This is a genomic window from Austwickia sp. TVS 96-490-7B (genome assembly GCF_019331795.1).
In the GTDB taxonomy this organism is placed as follows: domain Bacteria; phylum Actinomycetota; class Actinomycetes; order Actinomycetales; family Dermatophilaceae; genus Austwickia.
On record NZ_JAHPZL010000001.1, the window covers coordinates 233,209 to 248,042 of the forward strand.

Annotated in this window: 13 protein-coding genes; 4 read left to right on the forward strand and 9 right to left on the reverse strand. The window is 59.3% G+C overall.

Annotated features, from left to right (window positions below; translation table 11 throughout):
- Positions 1 to 20: 20 nt before the first annotated feature.
- Positions 21 to 968: a serine hydrolase gene (locus KEM60_RS01060; protein WP_219105639.1), complete on the reverse strand. Its 948-nt coding sequence runs from the start codon at positions 966 to 968 to the stop codon at positions 21 to 23.
- A 95-nt stretch (positions 969 to 1,063) separates the two neighbouring features.
- A complete protein-coding gene (gene serS / locus KEM60_RS01065; RefSeq protein WP_219105640.1) occupies positions 1,064 to 2,395 on the reverse strand; it encodes a serine--tRNA ligase in 1,332 nt (443 codons plus the stop codon).
- Between the two features lie 444 nt (positions 2,396 to 2,839).
- Between serS and KEM60_RS01070 the strand changes: the two genes are divergently transcribed.
- Complete coding sequence (locus KEM60_RS01070) at positions 2,840 to 4,000, forward strand: diacylglycerol kinase family protein (protein ID WP_255574105.1); 1,161 nt, start codon at positions 2,840 to 2,842, stop codon at positions 3,998 to 4,000.
- Positions 4,001 to 4,096: 96 nt separating this feature from the next.
- Here KEM60_RS01070 and hcp read toward each other — a convergent pair whose 3' ends face one another.
- From hcp to KEM60_RS01085, 3 genes are all read right to left on the reverse strand, one after another.
- Positions 4,097 to 5,710, reverse strand: coding sequence for a hydroxylamine reductase (gene hcp / locus KEM60_RS01075; RefSeq protein ID WP_219105642.1), 1,614 nt, complete (start codon positions 5,708 to 5,710; stop codon positions 4,097 to 4,099).
- A 324-nt stretch (positions 5,711 to 6,034) separates the two neighbouring features.
- The gene (locus KEM60_RS01080) at positions 6,035 to 6,958 is read right to left on the reverse strand and encodes a DUF5926 family protein (RefSeq protein ID WP_219105643.1); all 924 of its coding nucleotides are present in this window, start codon (positions 6,956 to 6,958) and stop codon (positions 6,035 to 6,037) included.
- 78 nt (positions 6,959 to 7,036) lie between these two features.
- On the reverse strand, positions 7,037 to 7,591 hold the full coding sequence (locus tag KEM60_RS01085) for an ATP-binding protein (protein WP_370626247.1): 555 nt from the start codon (positions 7,589 to 7,591) through the stop codon (positions 7,037 to 7,039).
- Positions 7,592 to 7,817: 226 nt separating this feature from the next.
- On the opposite strand from KEM60_RS01085, the gene KEM60_RS01090 reads away from it, so the two are divergent.
- The 3 genes from KEM60_RS01090 (at position 7,818) to KEM60_RS01100 (ending at position 9,747) form a co-directional block, all read left to right on the forward strand.
- Entirely contained in the window at positions 7,818 to 8,903 is a 1,086-nt protein-coding gene (locus tag KEM60_RS01090; protein WP_219105644.1) for an enoyl-CoA hydratase/isomerase family protein, read from the forward strand.
- 3 nt (positions 8,904 to 8,906) lie between these two features.
- Positions 8,907 to 9,515: an SAM-dependent methyltransferase gene (locus tag KEM60_RS01095; protein WP_219105645.1), complete on the forward strand. Its 609-nt coding sequence runs from the start codon at positions 8,907 to 8,909 to the stop codon at positions 9,513 to 9,515.
- An 85-nt stretch (positions 9,516 to 9,600) separates the two neighbouring features.
- Complete coding sequence (locus KEM60_RS01100; protein ID WP_219105646.1) at positions 9,601 to 9,747, forward strand: hypothetical protein; 147 nt, start codon at positions 9,601 to 9,603, stop codon at positions 9,745 to 9,747.
- 1,134 nt (positions 9,748 to 10,881) lie between these two features.
- On the opposite strand, the gene KEM60_RS01105 is transcribed toward KEM60_RS01100, so the two are convergent.
- From KEM60_RS01105 to KEM60_RS01120, 4 genes are read right to left on the reverse strand one after another with little or no spacing between them, the layout of a single operon-like run.
- Complete coding sequence (locus KEM60_RS01105; RefSeq protein WP_219105647.1) at positions 10,882 to 12,024, reverse strand: FtsX-like permease family protein; 1,143 nt, start codon at positions 12,022 to 12,024, stop codon at positions 10,882 to 10,884.
- Positions 12,021 to 12,677 (reverse strand): ABC transporter ATP-binding protein, encoded by a 657-nt coding sequence (locus KEM60_RS01110; RefSeq protein WP_255574146.1) that lies wholly within the window; start codon positions 12,675 to 12,677, stop codon positions 12,021 to 12,023. Before KEM60_RS01110 ends, KEM60_RS01105 begins: the two co-directional genes overlap by 4 nt.
- Before the next feature lie 31 nt (positions 12,678 to 12,708).
- Positions 12,709 to 13,713 (reverse strand): hypothetical protein, encoded by a 1,005-nt coding sequence (locus KEM60_RS01115; protein ID WP_219105649.1) that lies wholly within the window; start codon positions 13,711 to 13,713, stop codon positions 12,709 to 12,711.
- Between the two features lie 29 nt (positions 13,714 to 13,742).
- Positions 13,743 to 14,207, reverse strand: coding sequence for a hypothetical protein (locus tag KEM60_RS01120; protein ID WP_219105650.1), 465 nt, complete (start codon positions 14,205 to 14,207; stop codon positions 13,743 to 13,745).
- Positions 14,208 to 14,834 lie beyond the last annotated feature (627 nt).

Consider the following 14,834-nt stretch of genomic DNA (forward strand, 5'->3'; position numbering starts at 1 on the left):
CGAGCGTAACCGCACCAGAGTCAGCGCGTCGGCATCCTTCCATGAGGCATCAACAGTTTGGCTTGCGCACTGATCACGGATTGGGCTTGTGCCAGAGGGGTCTCTGGGAGTCGGGTGGTGTAGATCGCCACGGCATATCGGCCGCGGTCGACGTATCCGACGCTGGGGGTTCCTTCAACGTGGCCGGAAGCGACGTCGTCTCCACCCCAGCCTTGTTTGACGACCGCTCCAGGATCAGCGGCGCGCAACCCGAAGATCTGATTGGTGCCATCCGCGGCAACCACCGTCATCTCGGACATCGCATCGGTCAGCCACGGACCGACCCGCTGATCGTTCTTCACCGCGGCGAGGAAGGCTGCCATTCCTGCCGGAGTGACCTGGGTACTCCCCCACACTCCGGGCCCTGACACCGGTGGCGTCCCAAACCGGGAAATTCGGTAGCGAGCAGCAGCCCAGGTCTGGACGCCATCACCGCCGGCAGCGGCGTACAAGGAGTTGGCGGCGTCGTCGTCAGACAGGGTGATCATCCGACGTGCCATCGGCTCTGTCCTGCCATCCAAGTGACCTTCCGCGAGGAGGCGGGCGGCGATGAGCAGCTTCACTCCGGACTCGGTGCGGTACAGACCCCACGCGTCCCCGGCGTACGTCCGATCCCCGGTGGTCACGTCGATGACGGCGATTCCGGTGCGCCATCCTCGGGAACGCGCATATTCTGCGGCCTGGTCAGCGGCCCGCTGTCGGGCCCCGGGTTCTTCATCGGCTGCCACCGATCGCGCTCCGACCGGGGCACCGAGCACTCCGACTCGACGAACACTCGGGGACCCTGACGGGGCGGGTTGCGCCACAGCCACACTCGGCCCAACTTGGGGCAATAGCTGGGGCGCAAACACCGCCACGCCCATTCCCATCACCGCAGCCACCCCCCACGTCACCGCAGCGGTGCACCACAGACGCCCGTTACCCGTCACCGGTCCCCCTCTCTCACCTCCCACTCGACAGGACAGCTGAGAGCCTGAGCATCGGGATGCATCAGACCGGCGACAACCTCACCGGCGGCGACCCCTCACCGAGCGCCGGGGACGAGCACATCTGCGCCCATGAAGGGTTGTAATGCGGCCGGGATCCGCACCGAACCATCCGCCTGCTGATGGTTTTCCACCAGCGCAACCAACCATCGCGGTGAGGTCGCCAACGTCCCGTTCAACGTGGCGACGATTTCGGTGCGGCTGTCACGTTTCTCACGGATCGCCAACCGGCGTGCCTGGTACGTCGTGCAGTTCGAGGTCGACGTGAGCTCGCGGTATTTGCCTTGGGTGGGCACCCACCCCTCACAGTCATACTTCCGGGCCGCTGGGCCACCCAGGTCGCCCGCAGCGACATCAATGACCCGGTAGGGGATTTCCATCAGGTCGAGCATGTCTCGTTCGTGGCGCAGCAACCGCTGGTGCTCGGCTTGTGCGTCCTCAGGACGGCAGTAGATGAACATTTCGATTTTCTGGAACTGGTGCACCCGGATCACGCCGCGGGTGTCTTTGCCGTAGCTTCCCGCCTCCCGGCGGTAACACGTCGACTGGGCGCAATACCGTTTGGGCCCACCGGACAGGTCGATGATTTCGTCGGTGTGGAATCCGGCCAAGGCGACCTCAGAGGTCCCCGTCAGGAAAAGGTCATCATCACGCAGCAGATAGACCTCCTCTTCATGGGCATCGATGAATCCGGCACCAGCCATCGTGGGCCGGTTGACCAGCGTTGGTACGGCGAGCTGAGTGAACCCGTTGTCGTAAGCCTGAGATAAGGCCAGATTCATCAACGCTGACTCCAGCCGGGCTCCCTGCCCGACCAGGTAATAAAACCGCGACTCGGCGACTTTCACGCCACGACCCATGTCGACGGCGCCCAGTCCTTCCAAAATTTCCAGGTGGTCCTTCGGGGCAAAACCTTCCGCGGCGAAATCACGCGGCGTACCGTGCTCCTCCAGGACGACGTAATCATCCTCGCCACCGACGGGGACACCGTCGATGATCACATTGCCGACCCGGCGTAACAGCGCGTTGAGCTGTTTGTCGGCCTCAGCGGCTTCTGCCTCCAACGCTTTGACCCGGTTGGACAGGTCTCCAGCGAAGCGACGAGCTTCGTTGGCTTCACCTTCGAGGCGGGCGACATCCTGCGCGGACTGGCCACTCTTCTTCGCAGCTTGCAGACGACCCATGGCGGCGCCGACGTCTTTGCTGGTGATCTTCTGCTCGGCGCGGCGCTGCTCAAACTCTGCGAGCGCTTCACGGCGGTGCTTGTCGGCATCGAGGATCGCGTCGACGAGACCGACGTCCTCCCCTCGGGCCTGTTGAGACTTTCGTACGGCCTCCGGGTCGTCACGCAGCAATTTGATGTCGATCACGCATGTCAGCGTATCGGTCGCAGGTGCAGACAGGCCAGCACATATCCCCACGGTGCTGGTGGTGACTGGCCGTTAATCGGCGCGGGTGGGGTCAGATCCCAGGCGGATGGGGCGAGGGGGGCATGGTGGTGACGCGCGAGGGGCCTAGGCGGCGGCAGACCGATGACCAGCAGCGGCTAATCTCATGAGGTGAATCATGCGTCCGACCTTGCCGTGGTACTGGCATTTCTGATGGTGGGCGCAATAGCACTGGCTCTCTTGGTTTTCGGCGTACTTTCCCGCAGGAGACGGCAGGGCGCGCAGCAGGCAGGTGGGCGCCGATCCTCGACGAGGCCTGCGAGGGCGGCTCGTCCGGCGAGGTCGTTGGCTGCGCGGCGGCGGCGTCGGCGGATGCTAGGAGGGCGCACTCGGTGGGGTCGTCGACGTGGTGAGGAGTTGATTGCGGTGACACGGGATCATGCTGGTGATGGACCACGTCAGCGAGCTGCGGTGGTGGTGAACCCGACAAAGTTCGACGACATGGCTCCGGTGGTGGAGGTGTTGCGTCGGGTCAGCGAGGAGCAGGGCTGGGATGACCCGTTGATCCTGGAGACCACGCCGGAGGAGACGGGTACGCCGCAGGCTCGCCTGGCGGTCGAGCAGGGCGTGGATGTGGTGTGTGCATTGGGCGGGGACGGGACTGTCCGGGCGGTGGCCACAGCGTTGGTGGGTACGCAGATGCCGTTGGGGTTGTTGCCTGGCGGGACCGGCAATTTGTTAGCCCGCAATTTGGACTTGCCGCTGGAGGATCTTGAGTGGTCGCTGCGGATCGCCTTGACCGGGCATGACCGGAAAGTCGACGTGGGGGTCTTGCACATTGACTCGCAGAGCGGCGATCCCGCACCGACTGGTGACGGGTTGCCGACTGGTGACGGGTCGCCGGAAGGTGACAGGTCGCCGGAGTCAGGGAGTGCTGCTGCTGCGGACGAGCCGTCAGGATCTGAGGGACAGGAGCATCTGTTCCTGGTGATGGCGGGGGTGGGTTTTGACGCAGATGTGATGGTGCAGGCCCCGGAGGATTTGAAGGCACGGGTCGGGTGGGCGGCGTACCTGGTGTCGGGGGCGCGGAATCTGTATGGGCCACGGTTTGGGGCGACGTTGTCGTTCGATGACGACGCACCGCAGCATCGACAGATCAGGACGGCGATCATCGGGAATTGCGGCCGATTGCAGGGCGGGGTCGAATTGCTGCCGGGGGCGAGTGTCGACGACGGCGCGTTGGACGCCCTGTTGTTATCCCCGCAGGGGATCGTCGGGTGGGCTGGAGTGGCCGCGCGGGTGCTGACGAAACAGCGTAAAGGTCATTCCCGGGTGGAACATCGCCGGTGCACGACAGTGCGGGTGGTGTTGGATCATCCGCAAGAGGTGCAGCTTGATGGGGACCCGGTCGGTCAAGGATCAGTGTTGACGTCGACGGTACGTCGAGGGGCGTTGACGGTGCGGGTGCCGCTCGCGTCGTCATTGAATGGCGATACGACGAGGGTTGTCGAGGATGTCTCTACGGTCCCGACCACCACCAACCCACAGATCAGTTCCTCATCTCAGTCAGCATCAGCGACTGGGTGAACTCCGGTTCCGACAGGCCGGTCCGGGCGGCGGTATGCCCGCCTGGACCGGCCAGCGGTGTCCCGAAGGGGACGGTGTGGGAGTGACGGATTCAGATCAGACGGCGGCCATGGCGGCCAGGTCTTTCTCCGGGGTGCTAGTGGCGCGCAGACCGAATTCTTGGACGAGGACCTCAAACACTTCTGGGGAGACGAACGCTGGCAGTGTCGGGCCGAGGTAGATGTCTTTGACACCTAAGGCGAGCAGGGACAGCAGCACGCACACTGCTTTCTGCTCGTACCAGGAAAGCACCAGGGTGAGCGGCAGATCGTTGATGCCGCATTCGAAGACCTCAGCGAGAGCGACGGCGACTTTCACTGCGGAGTAGGCGTCATTGCACTGGCCCATATCCATGATCCGCGGGAACGGCCCGATCTGGCCCAGGTCGAGGTCGTTGAAGCGGTATTTGCCGCAGGCCAGGGTCAGGATGAGGCTGTCAGCGGGGGTCTGCTCCACCAGGTGGGTGAAGTAGTCACGGCCGGGCTCCCTTCCGTCGCAGCCCCCGACGAGGTAAATGTGGTTGAGGGCGCCACCCTTGATAGCGCCGACGACCTGGTCAGCGGCACCGAGGACAGCGTCATGGCCGAAGCCGGTGGTCAGGGTCGAGCCGCCGTTGATGCCGGTGAAATGCCGGGTGTCGTCGTAGCCACCAAGTTCTTTAGCGCGGGCGATGACGGGCGAGAAATCTTTCCAGCCGTTGGCGTCCGCAGGGATGTGGGCGACGTCGGGGTATTCCACGACGGAGGTGGTGAAGATGTTGGACTGGTAGCTGAACCGGGGTGGCATCAAGCAGTTGGTGGTGAAGAGGAATGCGGCGGGGACGCCTTTGAATTCTTTCTGCTGGTTTTGCCAGGCGGTGCCGAAGTTGCCTTTCAGGCAGGAGTATTTCTTCAGCTCGGGGTAGGCGTGCCCGGGGAGCATCTCACCGTGGGTGTAGACGGCCACCCCTTCGGGTTCGCACTGTTCGAGCAGCATTTTCATGTCGTGCAGGTCGTGGCCGGTGACGACGATGAATGGGCCTGGTGCGACGTCCATGGTGACGTTGGTGGGGATGGGGTTGCCGTAGCTGCTGGTGTTGGCCCGGTCGAGCAGTTCCATACAGGCGAAGTTGGCCATGCCGAAGTCGTGGAGCAGTTGCAGCCAGGTGGGAACGTCGTGGTTCTTGCTGGCTTCGGCGAGGCCGTGGACGAGCCACTGGTCGACTTTGCCGTCGCGGTAGCCCAGGACGTAGGCGTGGTGGGCGTACGCGGCCATGCCCCGCAGACCCAGGATGAGCAGGCTGCGGCAGGATCCAGCGGCGCCGTCCTGACCGAAGATCGTGTCGGGTCCGGTGATGGCCTCAAGGGTGCGTTCAGCGGTGGTGTCGAAGGTACGGCGGGTCTGGTCGATGCGGGCAGCGAAGTCGGCGGAGGCGTCAACGCCGAAGCTGACGTTGGTGATGGTGGTGAAGAGACCTTCCATCAGCAGGACAATCTCCTGCTCGGTGGCGCTGACAGCACCGCCGGGACGGTCCTGAATCGCGGCGGCCAACCGGAGGCATTCGTAGGTGAGTTGGTCCTGGGCGGCCGAGGTGGCCGGGGATTTGCCGCAGATGCCTTTGGTCACGCATCCGGTACCGTGGGCGGTCTGCTCACATTGGTAGCAGAACATGCTGGTCAGAGAAGTCGACATGACAATCCTTGCCTTGTTGCGTCGTTGCGTCGTCGTCGAGTGCCCAGGCGTGGTCGTCGCCGACCGTGGGCCTCTGGTCCTGGCCCCGTCCGATGCACCGGCAGCACCCCTAGATAATTTCACGGAATAGACAGGAATCGTAGAGCAGGGGTGTCCTCCCGCGCAGCAAACTCGTCTACAAGACCAGGACCAGCACCGACGTACGACGAACCACCGACATTCGCCCTCCCCCACACGACTGAGGGCCGGTCACGCGCTCAGCGCGACCGGCCCTACTGTCTGCAACCCGACCTCATGTCAGGGGCAACGATCACCTCCGGATGATCACCGCAAGGTCAACTGACGACTCAACAAGCCGTTCTTCGCACGCCGCTGCTCCACCGTCAACGGCTCGGTCACCGCGAGCGCCGCAGTGAACCGTGCTGCCAGTGCCGCCATCGGCTGCTCGTAGTCGGCAGCCTCAGCTTGGGGGTCAAGGTCCCATACGGGGCAGAGCAGCCCATCGGCACGGAATGCGCCGAGCAGTCGAGTGCCCTCCCCGAGGAGGTCGTCACCAGCGGCGTGGAGTCGGGCCAGTGCGTCGGTGGCAGCGTCCTCGTCGTAGGGCAGGATCCACCGGATGTGGGTGCGTTCCCCGATGCGGCACCAGTACGCCGAGTCGACGCCAGCGAGTTTGACGGTGGGGACGATCGCGGCGTTGGCCTGTTCCAGGGAGGCTTGGCCTTCGGCGTCCAATTCGACCTCGGGGGCGACCCAGAAGCCGAAGTCGTCGTGGACGGTGACGTCAAAGTCGGCGTCCAGGTCGAGCAGGTCTTGCAACCTGGGGGTCTGCGCGGTCGGGGCGTGGACCACGGTGACCGGTGAACCCGGGGCAGTCGCAATCGCCGCCAACATCGCCTGCGCGACATCCCGTGAAGCGTCCCCGGTTGTCTGGACCGTTTGCAAAGCGACCATGAGCTCGCCGTCGACGCGACGCAACGCTGGCCAGGCCATGGGTAGCACCGTGCACACTGTCACCTGCGCGGGCAGGTCCGCTGCGGAGAGGCCCAGTTCGGCGATCGCTGGAGCCTCTGGACGCAGGGTGACCTTCGCCCCTGCTGCGGGGACAATTTCCCGCATCGCCACCCAGTCGGTTTCTCCGGGCAGACCGTGGAAAGGTCGGGCCACGAAGGGCGCCGGGGCGACCTTGACCGGGTGTAAACCTTCCGCTGCTGCGGCCTGACGCTTCTTACGCGATGCCTTACCCATGGGATTTACCTTAACGGCCTGGGATTTCCCGTTCCGGTAGGAACGGCCATACCCACCGACGTACGGCGCCTGGGACGGTCACAGCCGTCGGCGCCGGGATGGACCACCCAAGGCTGCCCACACCGTGCGGCCGTTCTTGTCATCTTGGACACCCCATTCGTGGGCGAGGCTGCGCACGATTCGCAGGCCACGGCCACTGTTGGCCCACGGAGACGGAGGCACAGGTCGGATGGTCGCCCCTGATCCGCCGTCGCTGACTTCGACTTCGACGGTGCCACCTTTGACTTTCCAGCGGATCCGCACGCAGCCATCACCGAGGGGTTTGGCGTGTTTGATGGCGTTAGCGACGAGTTCCGAAGCGACGGTTTGCACCTCTTCGATGAGGATGTCGGGGACAGCGCGGGCGACCAAGTCGTCGAGGAGGATGTCGCGGATCGTGGGGACGGATTCCACTGCGTGCGGGATCCGCACGCTGCGTTGTCCTTCACCGGAGGGGCGGGCGGCCTGGCTGGTCGCTGTCGGCGAGTCGGGATCGAGGTCGCCGAGGGCGCTATCCGCACCGGTTGGGTCCGGCGTGATGTTGACGGTCATGTCGATGTCGATACCGCCGTCAACGGGGTCGCGTTCACTCACCGTGGCTCTTCTTCCTGCTCGACTAGGTTCCGGCGTATCGCCCTGGCTGCGGTACACCGTCTGGTTTGACCTCGACGCTAGCGAACCATCACGGTGTCTGCACCCGTGACGGCGACAGTCGGCTCATCGAATCTCTTGGGATGGAATCGTTTTCGCACTCGGGGCAGTGGCCCTCCTGGTGGGGGATGGCGTCTGGCGCTGCGGCAGATCCGCCTAGGCTGAGGGCATGGATCTGACATCGTGGCAGCTCGACGCTGGCCTGGTGGACTGCGCTGACGTGCGATATGCCCGGCGGGGACGGCTCGCGCTGATCGTCCTGGACCGTCCCCGGGCGTTGAACGCCTTGACGTTGGACATGGTGCGTTCGCTGCGGGCGCAGCTGACCGCGTGGCGGGATGACGACACGGTCGGTGCCGTCGCCATCACCGGCACGGGCGGTCGCGCCTTGTGCGCGGGCGGGGACGTGGTCGCTGCTCGCCGCGGTGCGTTAGCTGGTGGCGCCGAACGGGATCGGGCAGCGGAGTTCTTCACCGTGGAATATGAGGTCAACCGGCTGATTGCCCGATTCCCCAAGCCGTACGTCGCGTTCATGGAGGGAGTCACCATGGGTGGCGGCCTCGGGATGTCCGCGCATGGCACGGTCCGGTTAGTTGATCCGGCGGCGAAGGTCGCGATGCCAGAGACGGGCATCGGTTTCTTCCCAGATGTGGGCATCCGCCACGTGCTGGCTTCAGCGCCCGGACAGGTCGGTGCGCATCTGGTGATGACTGGGGTGACGATTTCCGGTGCGGACGCCGTGCACGCTGGACTGGCCGATGCCGTCGTACCCTCCGCTGAGTTCGCGCAGGTGGTGGAACGCTGTGTCGACGGCCCTCCCCCGACCCTGACCGAGTTAGGTCTCGACGCGTCGGCCTTCGCCCCGCAGAGCGCGCTCAGTGAGGCCCGCTCATGGATCGACGAATGTTACGTCGGTGATGACGCGGCGCTGATCCTGGATCGACTGCGGGCGCATCCGCTCCCGGCGGCTCAAGAGGCGGCGCAGATGATCGAGGGCCGGTCGCCGTTCGCGGTGACATTGGCGTTGGCGTCCTTGCGGGAAGCGCAGCGTCTCGCGGATGTCGATGCCGTCTTGGACCAAGATCAGTTGATCGTGCGGTCGATCCTGGACGAGCCTGATTTCCATGAGGGAGTTCGGGCTCAGTTGGTGGACAAGGATCGGCGTCCACAATGGCGTCATGCCGATCTGGCTGAGGTGGACGAGGCGCAGGTTCGGGCGGTGTTGGACGGTTCCGCGGTGCCTTCCGGGGTGTGACTGATGGGCGGGATGACGGGCCGGCTGCCCGATTTTGAAGCGATGTACACCGCTAATCCGGATCCGTGGGAGGTGGGATCCAGCTGGTATGAGCGGCGCAAGATCGCCGTGGTGCTGTCCTGCCTGCGGCGAGAACGCTACCGGCTGGGTTGGGAAGCCGCGTGTGGGACAGGCCACCTAGTGGATCGACTCGCAGATCGGTGCGGTCAGGTCGTGGCCACCGATGCGTGCCAACGAGCAGTGGCGTTGACGACGGCCCGTACGGCGGGACGCCCGCACGTGCACTGCGCAGTGTCGGCGCTCCCGGCCCACCCTGAGGGGCTGGGCGTCCCCGACCTGATCGTGCTGTCCGAAGTGCTGTATTACTTGGACGAACCAACTCGGGAAGAGACATACCAGCTCATCGACACCGTCGCAGCGCCCGACGCAGATGTGGTGGGAGTGCATTGGCGACCTCTCGGGGAGGACTACACCCTCCCCGGAGCACAGGCCCATCGAGACCTCGGAGAAGCGCTGACGCGGCGCGGATGGACCAGGGTGGTCACCCACACTGACGAGGAGTTCCTGGTGGGGGTGTGGTCACGGGCCTTGCCGGAGCAGATCGGCCGGTGACCCCGCTGCTCGGCCAACCCGTCAGTTGCACACTCTGCCCCAGAGCGCCTGGAAGTCGCCTGCCACGCTGATGGAGCGGTGCCCGATGGGCACCGCCGTAGTGGAGCTCACCGACCTCATCGCCAGCAAGTACCTGCTCATCGGATACCCGCCCGGAATACAGGTCATCATCCGCCGCAAGCCTCCCCACTCTGGCACCCAACTAGAATTCACCAACACCCAAAGCTACTGATTGACCACGTTCGTTACTAACACCACTCACGGACAACACAGCGAACCGGAACTACGCCACCTACGTCTAATCGCTCGTGGATAACAGCCCAAGGGTGTTATCCACGAGGTATTTAAAGCGCCAATCAGTGCGCGACAAAAACATCAACTGCAACTCCGTGGGCATGTCGTACACATAAAAACATCGACCACCTTGAGATCGTTGAGTTAGAAGACTCAAAAATCTCTGAACGGCGGCCGATGCGGTACCATTTCTGACATCCCCCGTGAATTCAAGGCGAGGCTCGTCACAAACCATGAACCGACAACAACCTCTAAATAACATGTGTAGAAGCTGGTATCTTACTGGATGTTTCAACATATGGATTGCAACATGGAGTACGACTAGGCTAACATTTAAAGGATTATTAGCCGACATCGATCAGCGCGCCACCGTAGTGCTACTGCTTGCACTTCTTACAGCTAGCGCATTAGGATTCGTAGGCTTTCAGCTTATGAGGATCCCTTTTATTTCAGTTTTCGCCTCGCCACTCCTCCTGAGCCTCACAGTTGCATCATGCGTCATCTCTTGGACGATTCCGGAATGGCTACTGTTTGGCGTTGACTTTTTTGATATCTTTTGGGTTTTGATTTCATCAGGATTAATCGGTATTATAACCTTGTTTCTATGGAATGCATGGATGAAGCGTAAGGTGCCGAACTCCACCATCGGATTAGATGAGTGAAAGTGTCATCTACGAAACGCTGAGACCTGGAGTAAAAGGTCCGCCGAATAAGCCCTTTGCCTGCAGATTTCAGATTCTCCTTAAGGGATAGAAATCCTGTCAATAACGCCCTCATCTTGGATGTATGTATTGACGACCTAGCACTTCACCCCGACCACATGCGGCGCCCATGCCAAGGGCAGTTCATCCATCACCGCAGCCACCCTCAAGACCTCGACATGCGTGATGTTACATTCACCGACCCTGGCCTGATCATCTTTACCGGCCGGAACGACCTGGATCTGCTGGCGGTCAGAAATCACCTGGATGGGGATATCGAAATCAGCTCACATGGCATGAGTCAGGTGATAGGGGGTCGCCACTGGCCTTGCCGGAGCAGATCGGCCGGTGACATTCGCCAACGACGTATGTCACCGACCGCCACTCTCTATAACATCCATGGGATCTGTAAGGGCTGCTTTAACACTTGGGTAAACAGCACCTAGAACCATGACCATCAAAGTTCCTGCAGTAAGTTGAGGAACGAGCGACCAGTCCAAGAGATTGAACGTAAAACCTAAAGAATTACGGGCATATGTTGCCACTGTGGGTCCGAACGCAGCTGCCACTACTAGCCCCGCACCTACCCCAGAAACAACCACGACTACGACTTCACAAATCACCATTGCTGCGACATGGCGCGGGTTTGCACCCAATGCACGGCTAAGCCCGAAGAGCCAAGATTTATCACGCAGAATGATTAACTGTGCGATAAGAATACCTAGACCACCAAGCGCAAGAACAGCCCAGCCTATGACTGAGTAAACTCGAGCAACCCCGCCCGCAGCATCCCGGATCTGTTGCCCTGAGTCAATATGAGTCACAGAGATCACGGCACGTGGATCAAATCCAGAAGGCAGTAACGATGGAGCCAAACCGTGAGCAAAAGCCGCGCTCAAAGGTACACTAATATCGTTTTTTTCCGGAATGGTAATCAGATATTCAGTGGGATGATCCTGATTATTAAGAGTGCGGCTTGATTCAAGGATTGAAGAGGGAACAAACAAGGTTTCTCGTCCCCAAACTGCAGTGTCTTTTTCAGCTGGAATAGCTACATCAGCCGTAGACTGAACAAGCCCACCAAGGCACCACTCACTCTGCCCTGGGCCAGAGGTTCCCGCTGGAAGCCAGGGTTTACCATCAGAATCTTGAACGGAGACAAGAGTGCGCTGGCCCAGATCTTGCCCCCCCGGGCAGCTTATTGGAAGCGGACCCGACTTAGAAATAATTCTAAGTGATGTCTGATGATAAGGAGCTAAAGATGCCATGACGGTCTCTGTTAGTTCCTTACGAGGCACTGGAATAGGACCGTTGAGCGTCAGTCGGTAGGCGCCTTCTTCCCCAAATGAGTTGACTACGGCCGAATCAAGCGTTTGAGTTGAAGCGCGAGAAAATCCAGTGACGATCAAGAAAATCAACACAGCAAACATGATCATTACTACCTGCAACGAAGATCTGCCCAGATTTCTACGAACTGAGCGCATGCTATAAGCAAGAATACGGACAATAGTCACGATATCTCACCCTCGATACAACCCTTTGCTAGTCGGATACTTCGATCAGCCATAGCCGCTACATCACGATCGTGTGTCACGATAACCACGCTGGTATTGCTATCCTTAGGAACTGCGGTAAGCGTTCGAGCAATCATTTCTGCAGTATCCTCATCCAGCGACCCCGTAGGTTCGTCAGCGATCAGCAGCGCGGGGTCATTCATCAGAGAACGTGCAATTGCCACTCGCTGTCGTTGCCCACCGGACATCTCTCGAGGTCGCCTATCTACGAGATCGCCAAGCCCGCACCGATCTAGCAACTCCACAGCACGAAGACGTGCTATTTTCTTAGATGTTTTTCTACGAGAGAAGAGCCAGGGCAACATCACATTTTCAACAGCAGTCGAGGCCCCATCAAGATGAAATGCCTGAAAGATGATTCCAATCTTTTCACTTCGCATTTGGGCCTTCACAGCCTCAGGCGCAGATTCCATGGAAGCGCCGTCAATGATAACTGATCCACTGGTAGGCGAGCGCACCAACGCAAGTATCGATATGAGAGTTGACTTACCGCATCCCGATCGACCTACGATTGCTAACGATTCGCTTTTATTGAAACTGATACTAATTTCATTTAGTGCGCGAACCTCGCCTACATTTGTAGAATAGACCATGCTCACTGACGTCAGTTGAGCTGCTAGAGGGCTAGTCATTATTTTGTGAAATCAATTTTATTCCTGCGCGGAGCGGGCCTTTAATGACTTGTCTCACTCCATCAGTTGGCCCAAGTTCAACAGGAATGCGTCGATTTGGCTCATCAATTTTTACAACATAATAACCATTTTTTTCATCACGCCCCAGAGCTGAGGTTGGGGCCATCAAGACATCTTTTACCACTGTTGAGGTTACCGTCAACGATCCGGGCAGGCCTGCTGCAGATTCAATATTAGAAGGGAGCCTACAGAGTAACTTCCGTGCTGAGGGCTCGCCATCTCCAGTTCCTGGCGGCGTCCCAGGAGATATCCCCGGATCATTATTTTTAATCCCACCACCATTCTTATTTTCTCCATTACTGCCTGGACTGGAAGGCTCTCCTGATGAGCCACCTCCCCGTGAATTGATAAGTTCAGTCTTTACTCCTTGAAAAAGAGCTGATTGTCCCACGCTAGAACTTGACGCAGACCCTTCTTGCCATAAAGCTGAGCACGGGAATGACTTTTTCCCGTAAACCGTATCTATGGTCCCTACCCCCGAGAAAGGAATTGCTCTAATGCGGAGATACTGAATAGGGGTCAAGCTAACCTGCAAGTTAAGGCCCTCAGATTTTATTGTCAGGCTATTTTTATCAAAATTCACAACTCCATCAACTGGACTGGAAAGGCTTCCCTGCCAAAGTTTTAGGCGTTCTTCCTCTTCAGGTTTGATTTCTTTGCGATGAATTTGAACTAGCTCACCGAGCTTTATACCTTTTGAGACTCGACTCAAATTTGCTACAGCTGGATTTATTGCAAGTCCTTCAGGCCATGTGACTAAAATGCGGGAGCTTGATTCGCTCGTAGCACCAAGAACAAACTTGGCTGAAAAATCACCACGCCGAACCTCAGGTGCTGAATCGTGCGATCCACCTTGTTGTCCAATAGTCTGATTATCCTTCAGCGCTGACTGGTCTGATTGGGCAGCGCACGAGGACAAACCAACTACGGTAATCACCGTCAGACACTGTGAAATTACATTTTTTTTCAAGAGTGGCTCTCGATACTTTGTGCGATGGTCTGACCACTACTATCGCCGGGCTTCATAGGGATCCACTCACCACAACTTCCGGTACCTGTGATCATTTTTTTTAAAATTTGAGGATCGCCACTTTGGATATTCTTTATCATGTCTTTTCGGAAGTTGCTCATATCTGAATCAGAAGGCTGAAGTGGTGTTTTTGGGACTGGCGGTGGAGGAAGCTGAGGAGGCTGCCCCGTGTTCTTCCAACTCTGATAAGCCTTTGCTGCAGCGCGGCACTCTATGAAGTTTCGCACCATGCCTTGCCAAAGCGAGTTTCGCGATTCGACATCTTTAACGTCAGCCACGTTTTTTTGCGCCTTAGGATTATCTATAACCTCTTTAACTGTTTCATTGGGAAGGCCTGCGAAAATAGAGTCAGTTGGCTCTATTTTCGCAGGTTCCCCAGAGCATCCTGCAACGACGGGCATCAGTGCCCCCAAGCTTAGAACCACGCCGATGACATAGTGACTCCGGCGCCGAACTGATGATGTACTCATTAATCATGCCCGCCTTTTAACTATGGAAATCAGAAGCTAACGCGATAGGCCATCTGAGTATTGCCATCCCCAGGGAGCCACCCATTGCAGTTTTGCGAAGATGCTCGATGTGTAAAGAATGTGTAAGTTGACGCTTTCACGTCACTCCACCCCGAAAAATTCGAAGCACCTGAGTCTGCATTGACTGGGGGCAAATTATTTCCAGATGCAGATTTAGCCCAGAAAGTGTACGTTCCTGGATTATCAGTCCGCTGCCTGATCCCCAAGTAGCCTTGGGTGTGGTAAACGGACGTCACAGTATCGACCACTGTCGCGTCGCAACTCACAGTGAGGCTCCCTGAGGTCTGGGAGGCGTGTGCTGGCACCACTGCAGCTAGCGAACAAACCGCCAGACCGATGGCAGCAGCAGACGTCACTGATTTTTGTAACAACATAGCTCTCTTTTTGTTGGGTGACTAGTCAGAGCAAGACCAGTCACGGCAGGACCGTTCAGCAAGAGCTTCTCTCCAGCCATCAACAATCTAATCATAAGTCATCTCTGGCATCACCAGTTTCAAA

Bases quoted from the DNA above. Each gene is read 5' to 3' on its own strand.
- KEM60_RS01100 (WP_219105646.1), top strand. From the start codon at position 9,601: ATGGGCACCGCCGTAGTGGAGCTCACCGACCTCATCGCCAGCAAGTAC.
- KEM60_RS01120 (WP_219105650.1), bottom strand. From the start codon at position 14,207: ATGCCCGTCGTTGCAGGATGCTCTGGGGAACCTGCGAAAATAGAGCCA.
- KEM60_RS01095 (WP_219105645.1), top strand. From the start codon at position 8,907: ATGGGCGGGATGACGGGCCGGCTGCCCGATTTTGAAGCGATGTACACC.
- hcp (WP_219105642.1), bottom strand. From the start codon at position 5,710: ATGTCGACTTCTCTGACCAGCATGTTCTGCTACCAATGTGAGCAGACC.
- KEM60_RS01110 (WP_255574146.1), bottom strand. From the start codon at position 12,677: ATGGTCTATTCTACAAATGTAGGCGAGGTTCGCGCACTAAATGAAATT.
- KEM60_RS01090 (WP_219105644.1), top strand. From the start codon at position 7,818: ATGGATCTGACATCGTGGCAGCTCGACGCTGGCCTGGTGGACTGCGCT.
- KEM60_RS01080 (WP_219105643.1), bottom strand. From the start codon at position 6,958: ATGGGTAAGGCATCGCGTAAGAAGCGTCAGGCCGCAGCAGCGGAAGGT.